The organism is Winogradskyella sp. R77965 (assembly GCF_044594915.1).
Lineage (GTDB): Bacteria > Bacteroidota > Bacteroidia > Flavobacteriales > Flavobacteriaceae > Winogradskyella.
This window is the reverse complement of sequence record NZ_CP138990.1, coordinates 616,992-642,956: the sequence shown is the minus strand read 5'-3', so window position 1 is coordinate 642,956 and position 25,965 is coordinate 616,992. Positions and strand designations below refer to the sequence as shown.

Sequence of the window (25,965 nt, the reverse complement as noted above, 5' to 3'; positions counted from 1 at the left end):
TATAATTGTTGCATCTACTAATCCTTTAATCTACGTAATATCTTAACAACACGTGTATGTGTAATCTTTAACAGATTCCATTGGTAACCGTTAAAATCAGTAGTATTCATAAATTGAACAACTACCGCATCAATATCCTTATGGTATTCTGCCATACATTGGTAACCTGGCGCCAATCCGCCATGATTAAACTCGTAAATAGATGTATAGATTTCCATTTCTTTTTCATTAAGTAATGACCCATCGTTTAATGCTCTTAAAAAGATACCTACGTCTTCTATTGTGGCTATCATCATTCCGTTATTCTCACTTTTGAAGTCCTTATTAATTCCAACATAATAACCACTCATAACATCATCTAGATTCACCTCATCAATGGATCCAAATGTATTCTTCAACCCAAGCGGTATCAAGATTTCTTTTTTGAAATAATCTTGACGAGGACCTCCTGTAACTTGCTCAATGATTCTTGAAAGCAATAAGTAATTGGTGTTTGAGTACCCATAGTCTTCGTTTGGCACAAAATCCGCTGGTAAATCAAGTGCGTATTGAAGTACATTGATATTTGTGTTTGGTTGATTTTTCCAAAAATCAGGATTGTCCGTGAAATTAGGAATGCCACTTCGGTGTTGCGCCATCATTCTCAAGGTGATTTTATCTGCATTTTCAATCCTTCCTACAAGTTTCGGAAAGAAATCAGAAAGTGTTTTATCCAGCGATATACGCTCATCATTAACTAATTTGGTGATAGCAACTGCGACATATAGTTTACTTACACTTGCAATTTTGAATAAAGCGTCTGGCTTGGTAGGGATTTTTTCTTCTCGGTTATGATAACCAGCCGTGTAGAATGCTGGTGGCTTACCTGCTTCATCTACATATACAATGACACCATCAAAACCGTAACTTAATGTTTGGTCCATTTGTCCTTGCACGGTATCTGGCAGTGGCATTATCCATGCTTTTACTAAAATCCATGGTACAAACCATAAGGAAATGACTGTACCAACAAATAATACGATTCTAAAGATTTTTTTCCCTTTTGAAGTCTTCCTTACCGCGCTTACCATGATTTTGCAATTCTGTGATCCTAAATTTATAATATAAATATCTTAATAAATCAGTATAGAGAAAATAAAGAAGTACTGAACTGTAAAATATTAAAGATGAATTGATTTTTGTCTGCTTAATTGCATATATAATTTACAACCCATTCCACTTAATTTCTATCGTTACTTCCTCATTTCGTTTCCATTTCATTAAATAGGTTATCGAGAATCTTAATTCCTTGTTTCACAGAAATAGTATTTTGACTTAATAGGATAATTACGACTATCGTTCTGCTGTGTCTTTTAAAATAATTCAATTATTCTGTAACCTTTTCTGTTACCAGTTAATCTTAAGAGTATATAACAATTTAAAAACTAAATATTATGAATAATTTTTTAGGACCTGGAGCCGTATTAGCAGCCTTATTTTTAGCAACAGGCTACACCGTTTACACATTTATTAAGGCATCTCATTTAGAACGTATGGCTAAAATCGAAAAAGGCATTGACACCAATACTTCGCCTAGCCAAGCTAAATTATTAAGCTTAAAGATTGGTTTACTAATGATAGGCATTGCTTGCGGTATATTACTCGCTTATACATTAGAACAAACAACAACTATTAAAGGTGAAGTTTTTTATCCATCGTTTATGTTATTGTTTGGTGGCATAAGTCTTATTGTTTCCTTTTTCTGGGCAAAGAAGTTAAACAAAAAAGAGTAACCATTTATGGATACTCATTACTTAAATGAAGTAATAAATGGCAATACAAATGCTTTTGGTTATTTCATAAGAACTTATCAAAATAAAGCTTTTGGAATCGCTATTTCTATTGTAAAGCAAGAAGATGACGCAAAAGATGTAGTGCAAAACAGTTTTATTACGGCATATTCTTCAATTTCAAAGTTTAGGAATGACGCCAAATTTTCGACTTGGTTTTATAGAATTGTAGTAAATACAGCTTTGCAATTTTTAGCCCAACGAAAACGAAACGTTATTAAAAATGAAGCTTTAGAATTGACAGAAACTGAAAAAACAGCCTGCAATGCTGTAATTCAAAAAATGCACCAAGACGATTTAAAACGCTTAATAAAAACGGTTTTTAGTAAGATACATTCAAAACAAGCATTGATATTACAACTCTTCTACATTGACGAGTTGAGTATTACAGAAATAGAAGAAGTAACCAACTTTACTAAACCAAATATAAAAGTGCTTTTGCACAGAGGCAGAACAAGTTTTTACGACATCGTTAAGAAACAACACATTAAAAAACCCTAGTAAAATGGAAGATAAAGATCAATTAAAAGATATTCTAAGTAACATCAATCATATTAACGAACCTATTGATTTAGAAGCTTCTATAATGCAGTCTATACAAAAGGAAGCACTTGTAAAACAAAAAATAGCAAGCTATAAAAAACAAGGTATTCGTGGGTTAGTTATTTCAATTATACTAGTTATAACGCTTGTATTTATTTATAGCTTTTCTGATGGTTTACAAACTACAGAAGGTTCTCATCTTAAATATACTTCTATCGTAGCCTGCCTTATCCTTCTATTTGCACAATTAGAAATTGGAGGTTTAAAATTCATTAATCAAATTAAAAACAATTAATCATGAAAAATTTAAAAAAACAATTTGTCTTTGGCCTTTTGGCTTTGTCAATTACATTAACAACATTGAATGCTCAGATGAGTGCTAACCAAATTGATAGTTTAGTACTTAAAGCAATGAAAACAGTTAATAATACCGTTGGTTTCTCTATTGGTATTGTGAAAAACGGAAAAGTACTACACTCTAAAGGTTACGGACTAACATCAGTTGAAACTAATAAAAATGTTACCGAAAACACACCTTTCGGGATTGCTTCAAACTCTAAAGCTTTTACTTCTGCCGCATTGGCTATATTGGTAGATCAAGGTAAGCTGAAATGGGAAGATAAGGTTATAGACTATATTCCAGAGTTTAAGATGTATAATGACTATGTTACTAATAATTTTAATATTCAAGATTTATTAACGCATCGTAGCGGTTTAGGATTAGGAGTTGGAGATTTAATGATTTTTCCAAATGATTCTAATTTCACCATTGATGATGTTTTAAATAGCTTTCAACACTTTAAACCTACATCTTCTTTTAGAACAAAGTTTGATTATGATAATCTACTCTATCTAGTCGCAGGTGAGCTTACCGCAAGAGTGAGCGGCCAATCTTGGGAATCTTTTATAGACGAAAATATTCTAAAACCATTAGGAATGAAAAATTCATACGCAAGTCTTGCAAATATAGCAGATACTGAAACTATGGCTATTCCTCATGGATTTATTGAAAACACACTAATAGCATTAGATACTAAAAAAGGGAATACAAACATGAATGGAGCAGCTGGTGGAATATGGTCTAGTGCAGCAGACATGTGTCAATGGTTATTAACACAACTTAATCAAGGGAAATATGGTACAGATTTAAGCACTGTTTTGTTTTCTGAACAGCAACAACAAGAAATGTGGAGAATGCATACATCAATACCAAAGCAATCAGATCCAAATTCACCATTTAAATCACACTTTTATGGCTATGGTCTTGGTTGGTTTGTATCAGATTTTAATGGTTATTTAAAAATTGAACATACTGGTTTAATCGCTGGAATGGCATCTGAAGTTATATTAATACCAGAATTAGAACTCGGCATTGTTCTACTAAATAATTCTGAAAAATCAGGAATGCTAAATGGCTTAATTAGTTATGCACTACTTGATGAGTTTTTAAATCTAAATACAGGAATTAATTGGATAGAAATGGCTTCTGGAATGCAACAGCAACGTGGAAATATGATTGATAAAGAAGCAGAGACTGTGTGGCAAGAAATCGACTCTAATAAAAATGCAGCTTACAATAAGAAGAATTACATTGGTGTTTATGAAGATGATTGGTTTGGTAAAGTTGAAGTTTTTGATAATGATGGTGAATTATGGTTTAAATCATATAAGTCGCCTAGATTGAATGGTAAAATGTCTTATTACAAAGACGATACGTTTGCTATAAAATGGGAATACCAAGATATGAATGCTGATGCATTTGCGATGTTTTCATTGGGTGAAAATGGTAAAAGTGAAAGTATAAAAATGAAAGGAATTTCTCGTTTTATCGATTTTAGTTTTGATTTTCAGGACTTAAATCTTAATAGAATATCTGAGAATTAGTATTTAGATATTATGAAAAGTAATATTTAACATGGGTTTTTAACCCAAATCATAGAATGATATTCGGTGAAGCTTACGAAGTTAAATATCTCATTCAAGATTCATAAACTCATTAGTTTAAAATATAAATCTTGTGAATAAAGCTCATGTTACTTAACTATAATCAATAAAAAAAACAAGATAAATAAATTATCAATCTATTAAATCAAAAACAATGAAAACAATCAAAGCATTATTATTAATTACGCTAATTACATTTAGCAGTCAAGTCTCGGCATTTACAAGTATTCCTGGAGATGAAATAAAACCAGTAGCCCAACAGATTGAAAAGTTTCTAAAAAACTCGGAATTGCGAATTTATGATGAAACATTCGTTATGGTTAAATTCAAATTAAATGAGAATAATAAAATCATTATAACTTCAGTCGATTCGGATAATTATGAAATTAAAACATTCATTAAAGCAAGTTTGAACAAAAGAGAACTTTCTATAAACGAGGACAGTAGCAAAAGGTTTTACTCTGTTCCAGTACGGTTTTTATCTACAGTAGATTAACTGAGACTTTTATTACAGAAAAAAACAATAAAAAAAAGATGTTGCTTGTCAGTAACGTCTTTTATTTTTTATAGGTTTTTATCAAATATTTAGTAAAGATTACACTCCACTAACCAAATACTTGCCTTAATCGAAAAATGAGACAGACATTCTACTGATTTTGGTTTATAAACTCAATTACTTTATCAGCAAATAAATCTGGCTCTGTAGACATAGGCGAATGCCCAGAATTTTCAAAAATCACTAATTCTTTTTCGCTAGACCCTAAATTATCAAAAGAATCTTGTGCAAATTGTTTGGGAACTACCATGTCGTATCTGCCCCAAAGCACTAAAGATGGTATGGTGATTTCTGAGAGTCTATCCGCATAATTAATACTTTGAAACAAATCTTGGTCTAAAATGGATTGTGTATTGTTTGCATTCCATAACATAGTTAATATGTTATATTTATAGATCGTATTATTGTCTTCTTCTACATCACTATTTATCAGACCTGCATCCTGAAGAACTGATTCAGCTTCAAAAGCTTCAATATTTAATTCAATGACATCATCCAAATTATATTGCGGATCAACTTCGTTAACCAAATTGAGAACGCTTTGCCAATAATTAATGGCATTCTCAGCTTCAATTTGTTCTAAGGCCACATTAGTAAAGTTTGAGATATATTCTTGGTAGATGCCTTGAGGATTATGGGCACCATCTACATCAATCCAACCCAAGAAATCACTTTGGTCTTTTAACAAGGTCGCTGGTCCTAATGTGCCTCCCCAACTATGACCCATTAGGAAAAACCGAGAATCACTACCATATTTATGTTTAATAACTTTTACGAGCGCTAAAATATCTTCTGCCATGACGTCTATATTTATACCACTTTCAGAATAACTGCCTTGCGCCATACCAGAGCCTCTCTGGTCAAAATATACTACAGCACATTCTTTTTCAATTTCACTTTTAATACTACTAGAACGATAGCCTAAACCAATACCTCCTGGACCACCATGCAATATGATAAGAAATATTTTTTCTGAGCCATTACCATGTATGTAAGCTGGCATATCGGCATCCTTATGACGCAAAAATATAGTGTCGTTTAAATTACTAAGATTTGAGTCATTAGAGCATGAAAAAACGGTGCATAAAATAATGACAAGTACTAATAGTTTTGAGTAGTTATTGATTGTTTTCTGCATCTTTTCTTTTCTTTTTAAAGTTAAAACGGTAACCATACTGAAGATTAATTGCTGGTAAAGTACCTGCATTATAAGGTGTGCGTAACAGGAGGTTGACGTTAAAGAAGCGACCTGTTATTTTCTTGCCTAGCCTTTGTTTCCCTATGCCTACAGAAATAGATGGTGCATAGTAGCCTCTACCTGGAAGAAATACTTTTTCTACATTATCACCTCTTACTTCATAGGTTTCAGGCAAAAATGATCGATAATAGCCTATGGGATTGATTGCTATACTGAATTGCTTACCTTTTTTGTTAGTTCTTCTCCAAGTCACACCATAATTTGTAAAGAGACCTGTATCAGTTTTAGTTGAAAAATTTGTTGTAAATCCTAAAGTTCCATTTATAAGAAACTGATGCGTGTTGGTTCTTTGTCCGCGTTTTCTGTTTTTCGATTTTGTATATTCTTTAAAAAGATACTCGGCCCCAAGGTTTAAACCATTGTTCCAAAATATACTACCTGAATAACTCACTTTAAATTCAGTTCGCTCAAAAAAAGATGACTCTGAGATGTCTATTGAACTAATTACGACTTTAGAATCTTGAGCAAATCCTAGGTTTAAAAATAATATTACAAAGGGAATAAGCGAGCACGTTTTTAAGGTCATGTAAGTTTAGTTATTGATTGATGGCTGTAAACCTATCACAATAACTTATAAAACCCTGTTAAAGTATATGTAATTAAAACTTAATTATATAATAATTTAAAACTACTGGCATACGAGATACAAGAGCTTAGTATTTAAAGTAAAACCGAAGTCATCTCAGTCTTGCTTCAAAGACTTCACATGTGCATGTATTTTTACCCCATTTATAATGGTTTCAACAGTACTATTGTTCATCTTAATACCTTTAACACTATTCACTTTTCCTTTTGGTGATATTGCAATGATATTATAAAACTGATCATCTTTTGTAACAGCTTGAATGTTGACAACATTTCCTGATTTACTAATGCCTTTTACATCTATAAAATCACCATCGTCGTTTATGGCTTTTATATCTAGCAAAGTACCATCATCAAAAATGCCTTTTAAAGGATAATACTTGTCATTGCCTTTTACAATTAATTTTAAAGGTAATTTCTCTCCATTAATTAACACTTTAACATCTAAAACACTGGTGTCATCAGAGTTTTGAATAGCTTTAACATCGTACAAATTACCTCTTTTATCAACACCTTTTACTCTTAGTAGTAATGCTTGTGGTAAGTAAGCTTTAACATCCCAATAAATGTCTGGTGGTAATTCGGTTTCCGGCTTATCTGGATTTGATGTCTCATCATCTAATGTTTGTGCATTTCCTAAAGAAAACCCAAGTAATATTATGAAGAGTAGGCTAATAAAATTTGAAGGTTTGAGTAATTGTTTTAGAGCTTTCATATGTTGAAGTTTTATACATTAAAAGTAGCATTATTTCCTCGAGATAAACATGATAAAAATCACTTGAGATAACATTATAATTTCATGATTCTGCATTTCAAAAACCTAACAAAAGTGATTATCTTGCATACAAAATAAAATCATACTTAAACAAAACATATAAAGCACCAAAATGATTTATACCATTATAGATGTTGAAACAACGGGAGAAGGCAATCGCATGACCGAGATTTCTATTTTTAGGTATGATGGTGATATAGTCGTGGACGAGTTTACCTCACTAATTAACCCAGAATGTTTAATTCCAGAATACATTACCGCACTAACAGGTATTGATAATGCTTTAGTAGCTGATGCACCACGATTTGAAGATGTAGCACAAGACATATTGAATATTACTGAAGGCGCCATTTTTGTAGCACATAGCGTCAACTTTGACTATAATGTTATTAATGGTGAATTTAAGCGCTTGGGCATAGAATTTAATAGAAAAAAACTCTGTACAGTGCGCTTATCGCGGCGCTTATTGCCAGGACATCGTTCATATAGTTTGGGTAAACTCTGTAAGGCCTTAGATATTAATTTAGTAGATAGACACAGAGCCAGAGGTGATGCTGAAGCTACTGTGACTCTATTTGAATTGCTCTTACAACAACCCGCTGCTGCTGAAATATTTAAAGAGTTTTTAAATAAGACATCTAGAGAAGCGACTTTACCTCCTTACCTACCTAAAGCCACATTTGAAGCTTTGCCATCTGCTGCTGGTATCTATTTCTTTAAAGACAAAAAGGGCAAAATAATATATGTTGGTAAAGCCAAAAACATTAAAAAACGTGTGCTTAGCCATTTTTATAGCAAAACCAAAAAGTCTTTAGAAATGGTAAGAGTAACTAGAGATATAGATTTTGAAGTATCTGGCAGCGAATTAGTGGCTTTATTAATGGAAGATGCTGCGATTAAACACTACTTTCCAGAATTTAATAAAGTAGCGAAACGGATCATACAATCGTATGCTATTTTTTCTTATGAAGATAGAAAAGGAATTCTACACTTAGCAAGTAATAAAGGGCGCTTGGTGCCAAACCCTATCATTACTTTTTTTAATGTTAGAGATGTCCGTTCGCATTTAGAAAAACTCTGTGCTCAGTATAATCTGTGTCCTAAATACTGCCATTTGCAAGAAGCGGTTACTGAGTGTTCTCATTACAACATTAAAAATTGTAAAGGTGTTTGTAGGAATGAAGAATCGGTAGAGAGTTATAACGACAGAGTTCTTGAGGCGATAGACCACATGTCTAATCAAAATAATGACATTATTGTCAAAGAAAAAGGTAGGCATACTAATGAAGAAGCCTTTATAATGATTAAAGATGGTGAATATCTCGGTTATGGATTTGTAAACAAAGAAGAACAAATCAACCATATAGACGACCTAGAGACTTATCTCATTCCTCAGAAAAGTAGTATTGAGATTCAAAAGATTTTACAATCTCGATTGACAACATTAAATTAGGAGTTATATTTATATAAAAAATATTAGACATGAAGAGGAATTCTATTTTGAAATCAAACTTTTGCTATAGCATATTAATCTTAATCCTATTATTAAGTTGTTCAAATTCAGATGATAACGTTAATTTATCTGGAGAATTCATAATTGCCGATGTTGAGACGCTTAGTTTCCAATCATCTAGTGTACCGAATGGAGTTACAGCTCAAATTATTGGAAACACCTATGTGGTGCAGGGATTTGATAGTGCGGCTAATGCCATAGTTTTATTAATTAATGATTTTGATGGTACTGGCACCTATGACATCAGTTTTTCTGAAGATAATAATGGTACTTCTGGTCTATTTTCTAATCAGAAGTACAGCTTGGAGTTCTGTTGGTGGAGAAGGCGGTAATGGTACAATTACAGTATTGGTAAATAATGAAGAAGAAACTAGTGGTAGTTTTGAGTTTATTGGAATAGAAGCTAATGATGCATCCTCCACCAAGACTGTAACTAATGGTAGTTTTAGAGTTAAATATTAAAGAATTCGTGCCCAACTTTTTTTGGTATCTGCAAAACTAATTCTAATAAGCCGTAGTGTACTTGATACTCATTTCATTTTGCAAATACAATAGTTAAAAATGGTGAAGATTTTAAGAACTCATATAATAAAGATTTAATTTTAGGAATCATTTTTTGCATTTTTTTGATATTTTTTTTGAAAATGCTGAATGACTAAAAATTAATTTTGCCACAAAGAAAATTAGCTTTATGATGTATAGTTTAAAAATAGTACTGATTGTTTTATTTGAATATCATTATCTGGTTTTGCACAAAATACTGATGAGTTAAGTATTGTAGAGGTCGACACCACTTGGGGAAAAGAGATTATAAAATTTCCGATTGAGTGGGCACCAAAATTGACCTTAGAAGGGTTTGAGGAGTTGAGATTTGCACCAAATTGGAGAGATGAAGATCATAACGACTTTTGGTCGCTTGTGATGTCTTGGAATATTAAAACCAACGTTGAACTGCCACTAAATGTGCTACAATCAAATTTAGAAAACTATTTTGATGGATTGATGAAACCAAATCATTGGGCACAGGAGTTTCCCGAACCCAAGGCTGAGTTCTTAGAGTCAGAACAATCTAAAACCGAAAAAACTTTCACCGGAAAATTAACTTTTTTTGATGGTTTACATACGGGAAAGGTTCTAACCACTTATATTTTAGGACGTCAAATATTTTGTGAGGATACGAAAAAACCCATTGTTATATTTAAAATTTCTAGCAAAGCATTTAACGAGCCAATATGGGACAAGCTTAATGATATAAACGTGAAAGAGAATATATGTGATGATTAGGAGATATATTTTTCTGTAACAAAAGCCTAAATCTAGATAATCTGTAATCCTCTACCCTTCACGACGTAAAACTACTAAAGGTGAGCTTCGGAGTACAGTTTGAATATTGCTTAAGCCAATCGCTAGAACTAATAGTGTAATACCTGGTAAAAAAACAAGAAAGGGAATTGAAGATGGTACAAAGGGCTCCTTAAACAAAAATAACGCAAGGCAAAGACTGCTTACCAAGGCCAATAAAATTCCAACTAAACTACCCAATAAGCCTAAAAACAGATATTCAAAAGCTGAAATCTGTAAAATTTGAGTATTCTTAGCACCAAGTGTACGAAGTAATACACTTTCTTTTATGCGCTGATATTTACTTGTTCTAACCGAGCCTATTAATACAATGATACCTGTAAATATGCTAAAGAAAGCCATAAAATTAATAATCCATGAGACTTTATCTAAAATGTCCTCAATAATTGTATAGACTTGTCTTAAATCGATAACAGATACATTAGGGAATTGGGCTACCAAATCGCGTTGTAAATTTGCCGAACTTGCCTCATCCTTTGCTGAAGTTGTGAATACATTAAATTGTGGTGCTTCCTCTAAAACACCTTGAGGAAATACAATAGAAAAATTAAGTTGCAATCGTCCCCAATCTACTTTGCGAATACTTCCTACTTTGGTTTCCATAAGTACACCTTGCACATTAAAAACAATAGGATCGCCAACACCTACTTTGGCATCTTCAGCGAGATTATCTGAAATAGAAATTACAATAGGCTCACCAGGTTTTACCTCTGGTGTCCATTCTCCTTCCATAAGTTCTTCTGAAGCGATCAACTCATTGCGATAGGTGGTTCTGAATTCATGATTTAAAAGCCAACCGTGAACTTGTCTTGTTGTATCTTGTAGTAAATCGTTTACCAATCGATCTTTTATGCGATGCATACGCATAGTGACTAACGGAATATTGTCAAGAATTGGTAAATCTTTAGTTTTAATAAGATTTTCTACCTTATCACGCTGTTCACTTTGTACGTCTAAAATAATCATATTGGCATTTTCCGCGGTCTGCCCTACTTCCGTTTTTGATAATAAAATATCCTTTGTAAAATATAAGGTGCTAATTAAAAACGTACCTAGACCAATAGCAACCACTAGAACTACAGTTTGATTATTTGGCCTAAATAAGTTGAGTAAACTTTGACGTGCCGTAAAACCCCATTGTTTAGGAAAAAATTTCCGAATCATTTTAATAAAAAGCAAAGCAATACCACCTAAAACGGTAAACGTGATTAAAGTAGCTATGACAAAGCCTAAAGCATAGATGGCATTCTGAAGCAACCAATATGAAAACAAAAATAGAAACACTAAAATTGCAGTAAAAACAATCAGTCTTACTGTTTTAGGTTCTTGTGCTCCATGTTCATCTACTCTAAGAACATCTAAAGGTGATACATACAAGGTTCTCAGTAATGGTAAAAGGGCAAACAATATGGACATAAATAGACCAAGAAATACACCTATGATAATAGGTTGCGCTGTAATGCTCACTTCTACCGTAAAAGGTAAAAATTCTTCTAAGATATATGGAAATAACTCTTGGAGTGCAACACCAATAAGAGAACCAAGCAAACCTCCTATAATTCCTATTCCTGCAATCTGAATCATAAAAATCAGAAAGCTTTGTAATCTAGATGCACCCAAACATTTTAGAATAGCGACGGCTTTTAATTTTTCTTTAATGTAAATATGTACTGAACTCGCAATACCAATGCAGCCTAGTAATAGTGCTATGAACGCTACTAAATTCAGGAATTTACCAACATTATCATAACGTTGTCCTAAACGTCTGCTTGTAGTTGAATGTGTATCTAAATCTGCTTTTTCGGCATCTAGCATAGGATCTATAATTTCCTCAAAACGATCTAAATTTAGTGTATCTGCTGCTTTATAGAAGTATTGGTATTCCTTTCGACTTCCAAACTGTAGCAATTCCGTGTCTTCAATAAAACGATACGGAATTACAATTGGAGGTGCTACAGATGTTGAAATTGCTGTACTACCAGGAATGGCTTTTAATGCTCCTGCAATAGGAAGCGTTAACTCACCTACTTTTATAGAATCACCAGGTTTAATATTAAATTGAAGCAACAAAGTAGCATCAACTAAAGCTCCACCTGATTCTTGATAAGTATTTGCTGCTGAGACTGGTTGCGTATTAATACTTCCGTAAAATGGAAAATCACCATCCATTCCACGTACACGAACTAATTTAGTACCACCATTCTTTGGAAATGCAATCATAGACACGAAATTTACCTCTGAAGCATCAGGTTTTAAGGAGTCTATTATAGCTTTAGCGCGTATCGTAGGTACTTGTCTAGAGTCGATTATATAATCAGCACCCATTAGCGCTTTAGATTGTCGCTTGATATTATCTTTAAGATTAGTACTAAATAATTGTATTGAAACTACTGCTGCAATTCCTAAGATAATAGAAGCCATAAACAATAGAAGACGCACTCTACTCGCTTTAGCATCTCGCCATGCCATTTTAAAAAGCCAGATTGTTTTTTGATTCATCTTAGTCAGCGAAGGTTTTATAGTACTGTTGTACGCTCATTGGTTAATATTTGACCACCTTTAAGTCTTAGAATCTGCTGCGTACGATTTGCTAAATCTAAATCGTGAGAAATAATTACCAAAGTTGTTCCAGCTTCTTTATTTAAATCGAACAATAATTTTATCACTTTTTCGCCAGTGTCGTCATCTAAATTTCCTGTTGGTTCATCTGCAAATAAAATAGATGGTGAATTAGAGAAGGCTCTGGCTAAAGCCACACGCTGCTGTTCTCCGCCTGAAAGTTGTGATGGGTAATGATGAAAACGATTTGCAAGGCCTACTTTATCTAACAATGCCATACTAATTTTTATAGCATCCTTTTTGCCTTGTAGTTCTAGAGGAACACTAACATTTTCTAGAGCTGTAAGTGTAGGCAAAAGTTGAAAATTTTGAAAAATAAAACCTACTTCTTTATTGCGCAATTGTGCTCGTTGATCTTCATTTAGACTTTTTAAATTGTGACCACATAGCTCTACACTCCCAGCATTTGGCTGATCTAAACCTGCACATAGTCCTAACAAAGTTGTTTTTCCACTTCCTGAAGGTCCAACTATTGAAAACGTCTGGCCTTTATCAACATCAAAAGTGATATTTTGTAAAACCGTTAGTTGTTTATTACCACTGGAATAAGTCTTTTCTAACCCAGTAATCTTTAATATCTTTGACATATTAATTTATAATTTAAGGACAATTTATGTCGAAGGCTGAAATTAAACAATTGAAATTAAACTCACCAATTTCAACTGCTCATAAACTATTAAAGTTTTGTTATTTTATTATGGCACTTTTTCTATTAGCATGTGGTAATGATAAGACTGAAAAATCTACTCAAGAAACAAATTCAACTGAACAAACTAAAGAGCCAATGACAGAAACTACAAAGGCCAACACCATTTTATGCTTTGGCGACAGTATCACTGCTGGCTACGGACTTGACGATAGTAATGATGCTTTCCCTGCTATTTTGCAAGGAAAAATTGATTCATTAGACTATAATTATAGGGTTATTAATTCGGGATTAAGTGGTGAAACTACTGCTGGAGGAAAAGGTAGAATCAATTGGATTTTGAATCAAGATATCGAAATTTTCATATTAGAACTTGGAGCTAATGATGGTTTGCGTGGTGTGCCTTTATCAGAAACGCGTTTAAATTTACAAGCCATTATAGATGCAGTAAAACAGAAGAATCCAAAAACCACTATTATTCTTGCTGGTATGGAATTACCTCCTAATATGGGACAGGATTACACTACTGAATTCAGGCAAATTTATGCTGATATAGCAACTAAGAATAATTTGGAGTTTATTCCTTTTATACTAAAAAATGTAGGTGGTATTGCAGAACTTAATCAAGGTGATGGCATTCATCCTACAGCAGAAGGTCACAAAATATTAGCAAACACAGTTTGGGAGACCTTAGAACCATTGATGAAATAGTGAGGTAACTGCGATCATCATTAGCATGTTCACGATTGAAGTTCTAATTAATTATACGCTATAACTTCTTTTGCATTAGATTACCAGATTATTAGTAACTTCATTGTCAGAATATACTAAACTGACCAAATGAGTAATACAGCTAAAAGCATTAAAAAGTTTGGCACCTTTGGTGGTGTTTTTACACCAACTTTACTAACCATCCTTGGTGTTATTATGTACCTTAGATTGGGTTGGGTAGTTGGTAATGCTGGACTTTTAGGTGCATGGCTCATTATTCTCATTTCGTTTGTAATAACGCTTTGTACTGCTTTATCTATGTCTGCAATAACCACTAATATTCGTATTGGTGCTGGCGGAGCTTACGCTATTGTTTCGCAAGCTTTGGGCTTAGAAGTTGGTGGTAGTTTAGGTATACCTAGGTATATTTCGCAAGGCCTAGCGGTGACCATGTATATATTTGGTTTTAGAGAAGGTTGGTTAGGCATTTTTCCAGATCACAATGCCTTTCTAGTTGATGTCATTGTTTTTGCTTCGCTTTTTACGATTGCATATATAAGTGCCAATCTCGCTATTAAGACTCAGTTTATAATTATGGGAGTTATTATACTCTCTTTAGTATCTATTGTCGTCGCTGCCTATAATGGTTCAATGGTACAACCTTTAAGTGATTCGTTAAGTTGGGGAGCATTTAAAGGATCTTCAGAAAATGGTTATGGAGGTAGTAGTTTTTGGATTGTTTTTGCTGTTTTCTTTCCTGCAGCAACTGGTATAATGGCTGGAGCCAATATGTCAGGAGAACTCAAAGAACCGAAACGTAGTATACCTAAAGGAACACTCTGGGCAATTGGAGTGAGTTTTGTTATTTATATGAGTCTTGCCTTTTGGATATCACGTAGTGCTACTGAAGAGGAATTGATAACTAATTATTACATCATGGTAGATAAAGCCTACTTTGGTCCCCTTATTATTGCTGGTGTTTTAGGTGCTACATTTTCATCGGCATTAGCATCTATTATAGGCTCATCACGTATTTTATATGCTATGGGAGAGCATAAGGTGCTTCCCTACTCTAATCTATTGGCAGGAACCAGCAACAATGGTCAACCGCGAAACGCGATGCTGGTTACTGGTATTTTGATCTTTTTCACACTATTGCTGCGCAACCTTAATGCTGTTGCTCCTTTGGTGACTCTATTTTTTCTTATCACCTATGCTATGATAAATATTGTTGTGATTATTGAACAACGATTAGGACTCATTAGCTACCGTCCCATTTTTAAGATACATAAATGGGTACCTTGGTTTGGATTGATATCGTCCATTTTTGCCATGTTTATTATCAATCCGACTGTGAGTTTAATCTCTATTGCTATTGTACTGATGGTGTACTGGTATCTATCGCGTCAAAATTTAGAAACCCCTTTTGAAGATGTTCGTTCTGGTCTTTTTGTTTCTTTTGCTGAATGGGCAGCCAAACATACTTGGGGAATGAAAAAAATGCAGCAACGTGCTTGGAAAGCAAATATTATGGTTCCTGTGCGAGATGTAAACGGCCTTAAAGGAAGTTTTGAATTTTTAAGAAATATTGCCAAGCCAAAAGGGTCTATTAAACTTTTAGGAATAGAGCCTTATTCTGAGCATGACAAGTTGGCTGAACAATTAGAAGATATTTCGGCATCTTTTAGAGCTAAAGGTGTGTTTTCATCTTCAACCGTTATTCATACTGAGCAATTTGCAAATGGTATAAACTATGGAAGTCAGGCATTACAAGGTGCCTTTTTTAGACCGAACATTATGTTTTTGAATTTGCAAGATCATGATGATTATGATAATGAGCTAAAACCAGTAATGAAAGAGTCCATGCGCTTAGAAATAGGTATTCTTCTATTTAATTTGCATACTACTGCACTTTTAGGTCAGCGCAACATGATAAATGTTTGGGTAAGTGATAGAAAAGGAAATTGGCAATTTGGTGGCTTAGATATTGGTAATTTAGACTTATCGATTTTGGTAGCTTATAAGCTAAAAATGAATTGGAATGCTCGTATACGTCTTATAACAGTCGTCTCAGATCCAGAGGAAGAAAACAACGCGAATACATTTTTAAAATCGTTAACTCAATTAGCGCGTTTACCTCATACTTTAACCGAAGTATATGTTGGCAGCTTTAATGATAAAGTTACAAAGGCACCATCTGCAGATCTAAATATCTTTGGAATGCAAGATACCTTACCGTATAATTTTATTAAAGAGATGACAAAAAAAACAAGTAGCAGTTGCCTATTTGTGAGAGATTCTGGTCATGAGAGTATTTTAGCATAAACTTTATTATGATAACAATTTAAATCTATCAAAGTACGCACCTAGATAGGGTTATTGATTATTACACTTAATTACTTATTTACATATCCTTCTTTAAATCTAAAACTGCATACCAAACCGTGAGTATTTGCAAAAGGAGAATCATTTGTTACTATATTGTATTGATAAATAACTCGAAAAGATTTGAACAAATAAATACCAGCTAAGAGATTAAAGGACGAGTTTGTTCTATAGCCTGCACCAAGTTCAAATTTATTTTTATAACTCACAGACATATTTAAATCAGCTAAAAAAGGTGCTCCTTTTTCATGTTTAAGAAATAAGCTTGGCTTAAGCATAAAGTTTTCAAAGCGATTACTAAAAAAGCGATAACCAAAGTAGCCATAAATAGGGAAATTTAGTTTAATCGCATTATCTGAAGCTAAACTCGTACCAACAAGATTTGGCGCAGAAACACCGACGTAAAAACGAGAATGATTAAATAGAAAACCTGCACCTATAGTAGGAATAGTAGCATTAATATTTTCACTAAAGTTTATATCATCTATTATATTTAACTCCAACAAATTATCTTGATATTGCTGTAACCCAGCAGTTATACCAAAAGACAAAGAACCTGGTTGGTAATTTTGCCAATAAGGACGATCATTTTTAAAATCAAAGAATATTTTATAGGAATACGCAACAAAAGCGTTGGTAGACTTTGTTACACCTATTTCATCTCTTATGATTGCTGCACCAAACCCCATTTTACCTTCACTCACGGGCATATGAAAACTCAAATTAAAGTTTTTCGGTGCTCCTTCAAAGGAACTAAATCCTGTATTTGCTATTGTGGCCTCAGCCATTGATAACAGACCTGCATAAGCAGGGTTTATTATAAACGGATTAAAATTATACTCCGGAAACGATGCTGTCTGTTGACTATATGAAAGATTACATTTCAATAAAAGGATTAAAAGACTTAACGATAAATGGTAATATTTTTTTCTTAATTTCATTATTATTAACGCTTTATAACTACAAATCCTTTAGTTTTCTTCAAATGATGCTCGCCATCGATTATAATATGGAAAAAGTAAGTACCTGATGGCAGTTTGCCAGCTCCCATATTTGTTTTCTTGTTGGCCTCACCTCTAAAAGCTCTTGCATAATTGTCATAACCTCTTATTTGAAAAACAAGATCTCCCCAACGATTGTAAATCGTAACGACGTTATTTGGGTGATTTTCTATACCGTCAATATGCCAATAATCGTTAATACCATTGCCATCTGGAGAGAAACCATATTTTGTGTTATCGTCTTCAGGAGTCGTATTAACACTTCCTGTAGTAAAATATTCTTCGGTGCAGCCTTCAGCATCTCCAAAATCATTATATGGAATAATAAGAACAAAAATATCTGTATTCTCAGGTAAATCTCCTAGTATATCGTAGGTGGTAAAGTTTCCTACATCTACATTATCAAGTATATCAGTGCCATTAGATATTGTACCGACACTTAATCTATAACCTGTGGCATTTGGCTCAGGTACCCATGTCAAATCTGTATCAGGAGATACATTAACATTTAAGTCTAATGGAGCAAGAAGTTGCGTGCAAATTGGTAAAGCTGAAATTGATCCTGTTGTAAAACTTTCATTTGTACATCCACCAATGGCATCACCTAATCCGTTATAAGGAATAATTCTAACAAATATAAGTTCGTTTTCTGGCAAGTCGAAACCTAAATCAAAAGTGAGATTATTTCCAACATCGAATTCCCCATAAAAATTGACATTATCGCCTATGTTTATTCTGTAACCTGTTGCACCAGAAACAGGATTCCAAGAAAAATCTGTATTCACTGGGACGTCTATGGATCCATCTAGTGGCAAAGTAAGTGTAGTACAATTTGGAAGCATTTCTAAAGTCTCTGTAACGAAACTTTCCTCTGCACACCCTATTGCATTTCCTATGGCATTATATGGAATTATGGTGACAAAAATTTCCGTGTTTTCGGGTAAGTCTGCTGGTAAATCTAATATGGTTAAATTTCCATTATCAAAATTATCTAGGATATCGTTTCCTCCTGATGTTGTGCCAACGGTTACCAAATAACCATCTGCATTGACAATGGCTGTCCAAGTTAAGTCTGTTATAATCGAAATATCTGTGCTTCCATTTAGTGGTGTGGTTAAACTAGTACAATTAGGTATTGTGGCTAACGTTTCTGTAATGAAGCTTTCTTCGGTGCAGCCTGTAGGATTGTTTCCGTTGGAATTATAAGGCAATATAGATACAAATATTTCTGTATTTTCTGGAAGATTAGTAGGTAAATTGAACGTAGTTGTATCACCTACATCTTGATTAAATAAAATATCACTACCTCCAGATGTTGTACCAACTGAAATTAAATAGCCTGTTGCATTAGAAACTGCATTCCAATTTAAATCTGTCGCTATAGAAACGTTAATAGCATTATCTAAAGGATCTATTAAAGTTGTACAACTAGGAAAGGTAGATAAAGTTTCAGTCGTAAAACTTTCTTCCGCACAACCTGTAGCGCTACCTTCCGAATTATAAGGAATAATGGTTGTAAATATTTCTGTATTCTCAGGTAAGTCTACTGGTAAATCTAATGTGGTTAAATTTCCATTATCAAAATTATCTAGGATATCGTTTCCTCCTGATGTTGTGCCAACGGTTACCAAATAACCATCTGCATTGACAATGGCTGTCCAAGTTAAATCGGTTATAATAGAAACATCTGTGCTTCCGTTTAATGGTGATGTTAATGCGGTACAATTCGGAATTGTAGCTAGTGTTTCTGTGGTAAAGCTTTCTTCTGTACAACCTGTGGCATTTCCAATTGCGTTGTATGGAATAATAGTGACAAAGATTTCCGTGTTTTCGGGTAAGTCTGCTGGTAAATCTAATGTGGTTAAATTTCCATTATCAAAATTATCTAGGATATCGTTACCTCCTGATGTTGTGCCAACGGTTACAAAATAACCATCAACATCTGTAATAGCTGTCCAGGTTAAATCTGTTATAATGGAAATATCTGTACTACCGTTTAATGGTGTGGTTAATGTTGTACAATTTGGAATTGTAGCTAGTAATCCTGTGATAAAACTTTCTTCTATACAATTTGTAGAGCTGTTACCAAATGCATCAGATGGCAATATTCTAACAAATATCTCAGTATTTGGTGGGAAATCAAAAAATGGATCATATTCAAGGCTATTACCTAGATTTTGATTTAGAATAATTTCACTTCCTCCTGGTGAAAATCCAATAGAGATTATATAATTCGTTGCATCTGTAGCAGCATCCCAATTTAAATTGGTATCAACAGGCACATTATTAGCACCATTTAAAGGCGTCGTTAAAGCTGTACAACCAGGTAAAGTAATTATGGCCTCTGTAGTAAAGCTTTCCTCCGCACAACCAGTGGCATTTCCTACTGCATTATATGGAATTATAGTGACGAAAATCTCGATATTTTCTGATAAATCTGTTGGTAAATCTAATGTGGTTAAATTACCAGCGTCGAAATTATCTAGAATATCGTTGCCGCCCGAAGTTGTTCCAACAGTGACCAAATAACCATCTGCATTGGCAATAGCTGTCCAAGTTAAATCAGTAATGATCGAAACATCTGTACTTCCGTTTAGTGGTGTGGTTAAGGTCGTACAATTTGGAATTGTAGCTAAAGTTTCTGTAGTAAAACTTTCTTCGATGCAGCCCGTGGCATTGCCCACGCCATTGTATGGAATTATCGTCACAAAGATGTCTGTGTTCTTCTGGTAAGTCCGTTGGCAAGTCGAAAGTGGTTGCTGTGATGTCTTCATTATCTAGAATATCATTACCACCTGATGTTGTTCCAACAGTGACCAAATAACCATCTGCATTGGCAATAGCTGTCCAAGTTAAATCAGTAATGATCGAAATATCTGTACTTCCGTTTAGTGGTGTGGTTAAGGTCGTACAATTTGGAATGGTGGCTAAAGTTTCTGTAATAAAGCTTTCTTCTGCACAACCTGTGGCATTACCTACGCCATTATATGGAGTAATGGTGACGAATATTTCTGTGTTTTCGGGTAAATCTGCAGGCAAGTCGAAAGTGGTTGCCGTGACGTTCTCATTATCTAGAATATCATTGTCACCTGATGTTGTTCCAACGGTGACCAAATAACCATCTGCATTGGCAATAGCTGTCCAAGTTAAATCAGTAATGATCGAAACATCTGTAGTTCCGTTTAGTGGTGTGGTTAAACTAGTGCAAGAAGGTATGATATCATTGGTTAATGTTAGTGTAAAAGATTCTTCACTAGCACATAAACCAGAACCATCATAAATATACAATATAACTGGATAGCTAGGGAAATCAGCAAAATTGATAATTTCACCTGCACTATATATTGTACCACCACCATTGGGTGCTGTATAATACCGTTCGCTTCCAGTTAAATTAGTACCATTTATTACTGGTAAGGTATAACTGTTGGAATGTGTTTGATTTGCTAAGGCTGTAATATTTGGTGATGCCGAGCCACCATCAGTTATCATCCAGCCATCACCAGTTATCATATTGGTTCTAGCAACTTCTCCATCGCAATATTGACTATCACCACCACTAAATGGAACATTTGGTTGTAGATTCTGTGCGTTCCAGCCTATTAAAAGCGCATCGTAATTTGCTGTAGAAAGTGTTACACCATCAAACATACGTTCTGCAGTAGTAAGACTTTGTACATTCCATGCACTTAAATCTTGGTCGAATGCTGTGGCATTTTCAAACATGGCAAACATTCTAAATACTTGGCTCACATCCCAACTACTTATATCTTGATTAAAGGCTATGGCATCCTTAAACATAAACAACATATCGGTAGCGCTAGATGTATCCCAAGAACTTATATCTTGATTGAACAGAATAGCACCTTCAAACGTATTTCTAAATAACGTTGCATTCGACACATCCCAATTACTTATATCCTGGTTAAAAGCCACTGCTTCGTTAAACATACCAGATATAATTGTAGCACTCGATGTATCCCAAATACCAATAGGTTGATTAAATACATCTGTTTCTTCAAAAATTCTTGCAAAACTTGTAACATTAGAAACATCCCAAGATTGTATAGGTTGATTGAAACTTTCTGCGTTATAAAACGTAAGTAGCATATTGGTTACATTACTCACATTCCATGATGATATATCTTGATTAAAAGCCAATGCATTAGCAAATGTTCTAGACAAATATTGAACATTACTAACATCCCAATTTCCAATATCTTGATTAAAAATAGTAGCGCCTCTGAATAAACTTCTTAAACTTTCAACATTACTAACATCCCAATTGGTAACATCACCATTAAAACTTGTACAGTCTTCAAACATGCGGTCAAGCTCAGTTAAATTAGTTAAGTTAGGTTCATCAATATTAGGGTTGGTTATATTTAAATTAGTGCAACCAAAAAACGCATTTTCCATAGTTGTCCAAGGATTATCACCCCATTGCTCTATGGTTAAAATCTTATCTTTATCAAATCCATTATTAAAACGTATCCTAGGGAAATCGCCTGTAATAGAAACGGTATATGTACCTATTGAAGCATAAGTATGTGTTGCATTACCTGTTTCTCCTGTTGTAGCATTTCCATCGCCCCAGTCTACGTTATAGTTATAGCCTGTTCCAAAAGTTGGAATGGTAATTTGGTCGTTGTTTGATACACCAGCATTATCTGTTTTCCAAGTGGTTATAAAAGCATTTGTGTTTACTAATGTTTCTGTAGTAAAACTTTCTTGCGTGCAACCTGATGCAGTAAATAAAACATTGTACGGAATAATAGTTACAAATATCTCTGTGCTTTCGGGCAAGTCGGCAGGTAAATTATAAGTCGTATTACCAGTATTAAAATTATCTAAAATATCCGTTCCTCCAGAAGTTGTGCCAATTGACAACCTATATCCTATTGCTTCATCATCCGCATTCCATGATAAATCTGTATTAACAGGAACATTTAAAGCATTGTTTAATGGCTCTATTAGATTTGTACAAGCAGGTTCGTCTATTATCGTATAGCTTTCAGAAGTACAACCGATAGCTTCACCTGCTGAGTTATAAGGTATAACCAGTACTGTAACTAAATCTCCAACAGTAAATGCTTGAGAAATTAGATCTAATGTATTTGTAGTAACATCAGCATTTGTAAAATTATTTACACCACTCGTCGTTGTTACAGTAACTAAGTATCCATCTGCATTCGTTATTGGATTCCAAGTTATACCGCTTACAGGAAAAACACCTGTAGCTCCATCTAATGGTGATGTTAAGTTTGTACAGTTAGGAATTGTAGCTAAGGTTTCTGTTGTAAAGCTTTCTTCAGCACAACCTATAGCATCACCTTCTGAATTAGAAGGAACTATAGTAACAAAAATCTCAGTATTCTCTGGAAAATTTGGTAGACTAACAGTTGTGTTAATGCCTACACTTATATTATCAAAAATATCTGTACCACCAGATGTTGTTCCTATGGTTACACTATAATTATCAGCACTAGGAACCGAATTCCAGCTTAAATCTGAAGTTATTGGCACATCCGTATCACCATCTAAAGGCATTGAAATTGTGGTACAGTTAGGTATAGATATTAGTGTTTCAGTAGTAAAACTTTCACTAAGACAGCTGTTAGCATTACCTATAGGATTGAAAGGTATAACTCTCACAAATATCTCGGTACCCTCTGGTAAATCACTTGGTAAATCGTAAGTTGTTATATTGCCAACAACTGTATTAACAAGATTAAAACTACCTAATGCATCACCAATACGAATAATGTAACCTGTAGCATTAGCAGAAGGTGACCATGTAATATTAGAATCTACAGCCACATCAATTACACCATCTGAAGGTGATATTAATGAACTACAATTTGGTACAGATGCAGTCGTGAAACTTTCACTTACACAACTTAAAGCATTTCCCGTTCCATTAAACGGAATGATTCTTACGAAAATTTCTGTATTTGGTGGTAGATCTTCAGATAAGTTATATGTTGTATCGTTTCCTAATGTAGTATTTAAAATATCTGAAGCTCCTAATGAAGTTCCAACTCTTAAAATATAGCCTATTGCATTAGGACTTCCTGTCCATTCTAACATGGTATCTAAAGCTATATTTGTACTTCCATCTGTTGGTAATTCTAATTGCGTACATAAAGGTCTTTCTGGTGTTTCACAAGATGCATTATAAGCATCCTGAAACTCATAAGCTCCCATATCTATTGTAGTCTCAAAAATTCTTGGATTTGTTAAGAGGTCGATAGTTAAATTCTGATATGTATTATTACCAGCATTAATAGTAGGTGAACAATTTCTGACTCTAAAATCTAAATCACTAGGATCAGAAAAACGAGGTCTATTACTATTTTGTGTACCATCTAAATTGCCTGCTCCAGGAGGATCTTCTCCCTTGATTAATGAGTTTCTAACCGTAAGATTAGTTGTGCTTCCAGAAAATGCACTTTGACTCAGATCATTGCCAGACCAGATTATAGAATTACGAACCCAAGAAGGGACATCATTATCAAAATCTACTCTTACGTTGGTATCTGTATAATTTTTAGCACTAATCGTGCTGTTTAAGATACGTAATGCGACGTCATTTGCAGATTCAATAAGCGTATGATTTCCGCTAGGCAATGTAGAAATCATTGTCATATTATTAATACGTGCTGTAGTTTCGTCGAATCTAATAAACTCACTATTTGTATTGTTGCCCTCGAAATATTCGTTGTTTAACCTTGCGATAGGAACTCTATCTATATCCAAAAAAATTGAATTACCATAATACACATTATATGATAATGTCAAATCATCTATTCGATCGGCTTCAACCTCACTACCAGTATTGTTTAAAAAAGTGTTATTTCTTATTAATGCATTATCAACCATCATAAAGCCTATTTTTATAACAGGCTCAGTACTGGTATTACTATCAAAACGATTATTGGTAATTTCTGCGCTTTTAAGCGTCCAAAAATCGAGGTCTCCTTCACCACTTTGTCCATTGTTTTCGAAAACACAGTTGTTTATAACAACATCGGCATCATAACTAATATCAAAAGTAGAACCATAACCAGAACGGTTATTTTTAATCTCGCAGTTATCAAAAGCAATATCGGCACCATCATCGCCTCTAAGATCAACAATGGTACTGAAAGTTCCACTAGTTTCATTATTAATAAACTTACAATCATTGGCAAAAAATGCTTCACCATTCCCTCTAATTATTGGTGAATCTGTAATTGTATTGTCAATAAAGTCAACGTTTTCTAAAGTGAGATAACAATTTTGTGTGGTTTGGATGCACTCACCTGTACCGAGATTATTATTGAAGGTAGAATTAGTAATTATCGCTGTGCCCTCAAAATGAAATAGTATTCTGGACGTGCAACTATTATTGGTAGCTGTTAAATTATTTATTTGTGTATTTGCACCTTCTAGCTGAATAACATCGCTACTTGAATTATTATCAATTGTGAGTTTATTAATTGTTGTATTTGGGCTAGCCAGAGTAGCTATACTTGTTGTTGAATTATAATTTCTTATAATTGAGTTGGTAAAAGTTGTATTTAAAACTTCGTCATGAATAAATAATGCTCTACCAGTACCGTTTTGAAAAACACAATTATCGACTAGTAAATTATTAACCTGATAACTAAAAAGGTATAAGCTAGAGCCAACACAACCGGTAAAAGTTGAATTAGTTACGGTACAAAAATCTATATCATCGGACAGCCATAAATCTGCAGTTGAACTTTCATTAAACTGAACATTATTTATAGAAATATTAGCATATGTGGTTATGGCACGTCTTGCTTGTAAGAATTGAGTGCCTTCGATATAGAATTGTGCGTTTGGCTTTATATCGAAAATGGTAAACAATAAATTTGCAGGATTAAAATCTGCTTGAATCTGGGTGGTGTTAGCGTCAATATCTTGAGCTCCACCGCCTTGCGGATACCCTCCTTTAATACTTAAAGGTACTGTAATATCGATTTCACTTTCTGGCCTATAAATGCCTGCAGCAATAAAAATGGTATCGTCGGCAGCTGCGACATCAACAGCACTTTGTATGTCTTGAAATGCATTTGCCCAACTCGATCCATCACCACCTGCTGGTGCAGATTGATCGACGTAAATATTGGTGGCAAGTAAACTAGAAACTGATAAAGTTAAAAGAACAGCAAGTAGGCATCTGATCATTAGTAAAATTAGTTATGTTGTATTTACTACAATTATAGGCAT

20 protein-coding genes are annotated in these 25,965 nt (G+C 33.9%); 11 read left to right on the top strand and 9 right to left on the bottom strand.

Annotated features, from left to right (window positions below):
- Window positions 1–17: 17 nt before the first annotated feature.
- Entirely contained in the window at window positions 18–1,070 is a 1,053-nt protein-coding gene (locus SJY34_RS02890; RefSeq protein ID WP_400078731.1) for a serine hydrolase domain-containing protein, read from the bottom strand.
- A 363-nt stretch (window positions 1,071–1,433) separates the two neighbouring features.
- Between SJY34_RS02890 and SJY34_RS02885 the strand changes: the two genes are divergently transcribed.
- The 5 genes from SJY34_RS02885 (at window position 1,434) to SJY34_RS02865 (ending at window position 4,812) form a co-directional block, all read left to right on the top strand.
- Window positions 1,434–1,772, top strand: a complete 339-nt coding sequence (locus SJY34_RS02885; protein ID WP_400078729.1) for a DUF6249 domain-containing protein — start codon at window positions 1,434–1,436, stop codon at window positions 1,770–1,772.
- A gap of 6 nt (window positions 1,773–1,778) precedes the next feature.
- Window positions 1,779–2,330, top strand: a complete 552-nt coding sequence (locus SJY34_RS02880; protein ID WP_400078727.1) for an RNA polymerase sigma factor — start codon at window positions 1,779–1,781, stop codon at window positions 2,328–2,330.
- A 4-nt stretch (window positions 2,331–2,334) separates the two neighbouring features.
- Complete coding sequence (locus SJY34_RS02875) at window positions 2,335–2,667, top strand: hypothetical protein (protein ID WP_400078726.1); 333 nt, start codon at window positions 2,335–2,337, stop codon at window positions 2,665–2,667.
- A gap of 2 nt (window positions 2,668–2,669) precedes the next feature.
- On the top strand, window positions 2,670–4,256 hold the full coding sequence (locus SJY34_RS02870) for a serine hydrolase (protein WP_400078724.1): 1,587 nt from the start codon (window positions 2,670–2,672) through the stop codon (window positions 4,254–4,256).
- Between the two features lie 214 nt (window positions 4,257–4,470).
- Window positions 4,471–4,812, top strand: coding sequence for a hypothetical protein (locus SJY34_RS02865; protein ID WP_400078722.1), 342 nt, complete (start codon window positions 4,471–4,473; stop codon window positions 4,810–4,812).
- Window positions 4,813–4,963: 151 nt separating this feature from the next.
- On the opposite strand, the gene SJY34_RS02860 is transcribed toward SJY34_RS02865, so the two are convergent.
- From SJY34_RS02860 to SJY34_RS02850, 3 genes are all read right to left on the bottom strand, one after another.
- The gene (locus SJY34_RS02860; RefSeq protein ID WP_400078720.1) at window positions 4,964–6,010 is read right to left on the bottom strand and encodes an alpha/beta fold hydrolase; all 1,047 of its coding nucleotides are present in this window, start codon (window positions 6,008–6,010) and stop codon (window positions 4,964–4,966) included.
- Window positions 5,991–6,656 (bottom strand): hypothetical protein, encoded by a 666-nt coding sequence (locus SJY34_RS02855; RefSeq protein WP_400078718.1) that lies wholly within the window; start codon window positions 6,654–6,656, stop codon window positions 5,991–5,993. The genes SJY34_RS02860 and SJY34_RS02855 overlap by 20 nt, the downstream gene beginning before the upstream one ends.
- 156 nt (window positions 6,657–6,812) lie before the next feature.
- Window positions 6,813–7,430, bottom strand: a complete 618-nt coding sequence (locus SJY34_RS02850) for a hypothetical protein (RefSeq protein ID WP_400078716.1) — start codon at window positions 7,428–7,430, stop codon at window positions 6,813–6,815.
- A gap of 172 nt (window positions 7,431–7,602) precedes the next feature.
- On the opposite strand from SJY34_RS02850, the gene SJY34_RS02845 reads away from it, so the two are divergent.
- The 4 genes from SJY34_RS02845 (at window position 7,603) to SJY34_RS02830 (ending at window position 10,287) form a co-directional block, all read left to right on the top strand.
- Window positions 7,603–8,943 (top strand): exonuclease domain-containing protein, encoded by a 1,341-nt coding sequence (locus SJY34_RS02845; protein WP_400078715.1) that lies wholly within the window; start codon window positions 7,603–7,605, stop codon window positions 8,941–8,943.
- A 29-nt stretch (window positions 8,944–8,972) separates the two neighbouring features.
- Window positions 8,973–9,335, top strand: coding sequence for a hypothetical protein (locus tag SJY34_RS02840; RefSeq protein WP_400078713.1), 363 nt, complete (start codon window positions 8,973–8,975; stop codon window positions 9,333–9,335).
- A complete protein-coding gene (locus tag SJY34_RS02835; RefSeq protein WP_400078712.1) occupies window positions 9,268–9,465 on the top strand; it encodes a hypothetical protein in 198 nt (65 codons plus the stop codon). Before SJY34_RS02840 ends, SJY34_RS02835 begins: the two co-directional genes overlap by 68 nt.
- A gap of 378 nt (window positions 9,466–9,843) precedes the next feature.
- Window positions 9,844–10,287 (top strand): hypothetical protein, encoded by a 444-nt coding sequence (locus tag SJY34_RS02830; protein ID WP_400078710.1) that lies wholly within the window; start codon window positions 9,844–9,846, stop codon window positions 10,285–10,287.
- Window positions 10,288–10,338: 51 nt separating this feature from the next.
- Here the strand turns inward: SJY34_RS02830 and SJY34_RS02825 are convergent, their stop codons facing one another.
- Window positions 10,339–12,834, bottom strand: coding sequence for an ABC transporter permease (locus SJY34_RS02825; RefSeq protein WP_400081439.1), 2,496 nt, complete (start codon window positions 12,832–12,834; stop codon window positions 10,339–10,341).
- Window positions 12,835–12,881: 47 nt separating this feature from the next.
- Window positions 12,882–13,571 carry an ABC transporter ATP-binding protein gene (locus tag SJY34_RS02820; protein WP_400078708.1) on the bottom strand — a complete coding sequence of 230 codons (690 nt, stop codon included), beginning with the start codon at window positions 13,569–13,571 and terminating at the stop codon, window positions 12,882–12,884.
- Window positions 13,572–13,597: 26 nt separating this feature from the next.
- Between SJY34_RS02820 and SJY34_RS02815 the strand changes: the two genes are divergently transcribed.
- A complete protein-coding gene (locus SJY34_RS02815; RefSeq protein ID WP_400078706.1) occupies window positions 13,598–14,341 on the top strand; it encodes an arylesterase in 744 nt (247 codons plus the stop codon).
- 129 nt (window positions 14,342–14,470) lie between these two features.
- Window positions 14,471–16,666 carry an amino acid permease gene (locus SJY34_RS02810; protein ID WP_400078704.1) on the top strand — a complete coding sequence of 732 codons (2,196 nt, stop codon included), beginning with the start codon at window positions 14,471–14,473 and terminating at the stop codon, window positions 16,664–16,666.
- A 71-nt stretch (window positions 16,667–16,737) separates the two neighbouring features.
- On the opposite strand, the gene SJY34_RS02805 is transcribed toward SJY34_RS02810, so the two are convergent.
- The 3 genes from SJY34_RS02805 to SJY34_RS02795 form a co-directional block, all read right to left on the bottom strand.
- A complete protein-coding gene (locus SJY34_RS02805) occupies window positions 16,738–17,667 on the bottom strand; it encodes a PorP/SprF family type IX secretion system membrane protein (RefSeq protein WP_400078702.1) in 930 nt (309 codons plus the stop codon).
- A gap of 5 nt (window positions 17,668–17,672) precedes the next feature.
- Window positions 17,673–18,569 (bottom strand): gliding motility-associated C-terminal domain-containing protein, encoded by an 897-nt coding sequence (locus SJY34_RS02800; protein WP_400081437.1) that lies wholly within the window; start codon window positions 18,567–18,569, stop codon window positions 17,673–17,675.
- Window positions 18,570–20,289: 1,720 nt separating this feature from the next.
- On the bottom strand, window positions 20,290–25,923 hold the full coding sequence (locus SJY34_RS02795) for a BspA family leucine-rich repeat surface protein (protein WP_400078700.1): 5,634 nt from the start codon (window positions 25,921–25,923) through the stop codon (window positions 20,290–20,292).
- Window positions 25,924–25,965 lie beyond the last annotated feature (42 nt).

Bases quoted from the DNA above. Each gene is read 5' to 3' on its own strand.
- SJY34_RS02890 (WP_400078731.1), bottom strand. From the start codon at position 1,070: ATGGTAAGCGCGGTAAGGAAGACTTCAAAAGGGAAAAAAATCTTTAGA.
- SJY34_RS02885 (WP_400078729.1), top strand. From the start codon at position 1,434: ATGAATAATTTTTTAGGACCTGGAGCCGTATTAGCAGCCTTATTTTTA.
- SJY34_RS02880 (WP_400078727.1), top strand. From the start codon at position 1,779: ATGGATACTCATTACTTAAATGAAGTAATAAATGGCAATACAAATGCT.
- SJY34_RS02875 (WP_400078726.1), top strand. From the start codon at position 2,335: ATGGAAGATAAAGATCAATTAAAAGATATTCTAAGTAACATCAATCAT.
- SJY34_RS02870 (WP_400078724.1), top strand. From the start codon at position 2,670: ATGAAAAATTTAAAAAAACAATTTGTCTTTGGCCTTTTGGCTTTGTCA.
- SJY34_RS02865 (WP_400078722.1), top strand. From the start codon at position 4,471: ATGAAAACAATCAAAGCATTATTATTAATTACGCTAATTACATTTAGC.
- SJY34_RS02860 (WP_400078720.1), bottom strand. From the start codon at position 6,010: ATGCAGAAAACAATCAATAACTACTCAAAACTATTAGTACTTGTCATT.
- SJY34_RS02855 (WP_400078718.1), bottom strand. From the start codon at position 6,656: ATGACCTTAAAAACGTGCTCGCTTATTCCCTTTGTAATATTATTTTTA.
- SJY34_RS02850 (WP_400078716.1), bottom strand. From the start codon at position 7,430: ATGAAAGCTCTAAAACAATTACTCAAACCTTCAAATTTTATTAGCCTA.
- SJY34_RS02845 (WP_400078715.1), top strand. From the start codon at position 7,603: ATGATTTATACCATTATAGATGTTGAAACAACGGGAGAAGGCAATCGC.
- SJY34_RS02840 (WP_400078713.1), top strand. From the start codon at position 8,973: ATGAAGAGGAATTCTATTTTGAAATCAAACTTTTGCTATAGCATATTA.
- SJY34_RS02835 (WP_400078712.1), top strand. From the start codon at position 9,268: ATGGTACTTCTGGTCTATTTTCTAATCAGAAGTACAGCTTGGAGTTCT.
- SJY34_RS02825 (WP_400081439.1), bottom strand. From the start codon at position 12,834: ATGGCATGGCGAGATGCTAAAGCGAGTAGAGTGCGTCTTCTATTGTTT.
- SJY34_RS02820 (WP_400078708.1), bottom strand. From the start codon at position 13,571: ATGTCAAAGATATTAAAGATTACTGGGTTAGAAAAGACTTATTCCAGT.
- SJY34_RS02815 (WP_400078706.1), top strand. From the start codon at position 13,598: ATGTCGAAGGCTGAAATTAAACAATTGAAATTAAACTCACCAATTTCA.
- SJY34_RS02810 (WP_400078704.1), top strand. From the start codon at position 14,471: ATGAGTAATACAGCTAAAAGCATTAAAAAGTTTGGCACCTTTGGTGGT.
- SJY34_RS02805 (WP_400078702.1), bottom strand. From the start codon at position 17,667: ATGAAATTAAGAAAAAAATATTACCATTTATCGTTAAGTCTTTTAATC.
- SJY34_RS02800 (WP_400081437.1), bottom strand. From the start codon at position 18,569: ATGCTTCCAAATTGTACTACACTTACTTTGCCACTAGATGGATCCATA.
- SJY34_RS02795 (WP_400078700.1), bottom strand. From the start codon at position 25,923: ATGATCAGATGCCTACTTGCTGTTCTTTTAACTTTATCAGTTTCTAGT.